The sequence below is a fragment of the Tsukamurella sputi genome (assembly GCF_007858445.1).
In the GTDB taxonomy this organism is placed as follows: Bacteria; Actinomycetota; Actinomycetes; order Mycobacteriales; family Mycobacteriaceae; genus Tsukamurella; species Tsukamurella sputi.
This window is the reverse complement of sequence record NZ_VIGV01000073.1, coordinates 1-615: the sequence shown is the minus strand read 5'-3', so window position 1 is coordinate 615 and position 615 is coordinate 1. Positions and strand designations below refer to the sequence as shown.

General features: G+C 50.9%; 1 rRNA gene. It reads left to right on the top strand.

What is annotated here, in order from left to right:
• Nucleotides 1–615 (top strand): 23S ribosomal RNA (locus FK268_RS25915); the annotation flags it as partial.

Sequence of the window (615 nt, the reverse complement as noted above, 5' to 3'; positions counted from 1 at the left end):
CGTGAGGGAAAGGTGAAAAGAACCCCTGTGAGGGGAGTGAAATAGAATCTGAAACCGTGTACGTACAAGCAGTGGGAGCCCTTTTTAGGGTGACTGCGTACCTTTTGCATAATGGGTCAGCGACTTATATTCTGTGGCAAGCTTAACCGAATAGGGGAGGCGTAGGGAAACCGAGTCTTAATAGGGCGTCAAGTCGCAGGGTATAGACCCGAAACCAGGCGATCTACCCATGGCCAGGCTGAAAGTTAGGTAACACTGACTGGAGGGCCGAACCCACATCTGTTGCAATAGATGGGGATGAGCTGTGGGTCGGAGTGAAAGGCTAATCAAGCTTGGAGATAGCTGGTTCTCCCCGAAAGCTATTTAGGTAGCGCCTCATGTAATTTACTTCCGGGGGTAGAGCACTGTTTCGGCTAGGGGGTCATCCCGACTTACCAACCCGATGCAAACTCCGAATACCGGAAAGTATTATCATGGGAGACACACAGTGGGTGCTAACATCCCTTGTGGAGAGGGACACAACCCAGACTGCCAGCTAAGGTCCCTAAATTATCGCTCAGTGGTAAACGATGTGGGAAGGCATAGACAGCTAGGATGTTGGCTTAGAAGCAGCCA